This window comes from Dellaglioa sp. CoH-55-MRSF-8, from assembly GCF_056782195.1.
In genome coordinates this window covers 1-251 of the sequence record NZ_JBXAYH010000236.1, presented here as the reverse complement: position 1 = coordinate 251, position 251 = coordinate 1, and the positions used below count along the sequence as shown (strand labels likewise).

Annotated in this window: 1 protein-coding gene; it reads right to left on the bottom strand. The window is 60.2% G+C overall.

Annotated elements, in window-relative coordinates:
- Positions 1–251, bottom strand: a 251-nt coding sequence (locus AC1RPW_RS08595; RefSeq protein WP_481769545.1) for a hypothetical protein, incomplete at both ends; no start/stop codon positions are given.

The window sequence follows — 251 nt, the reverse complement described above, 5'->3', positions numbered from 1 at the left end:
GGGCCTGTTTGCCGAGTGAGCTGGTGGTGGGCGTTTCCAGCTGGAACTGCGTGCAGCGCTTCAGGATCGCGCGGCCGACAGTAGAGGACTGGAATTTTTCCGGCTCCATCGAACAGATGATCCACGTCGTATCCTTGGATGGTTCCTCCAGAGGCTTGAGCACGGCCTGTGCGGCCTGTGCGTTCGACAGCCATTGCTGCGCCTCGTCGATGACGATGAATCGGCGCTTGCTCATGGCCCGGAATTTCGAC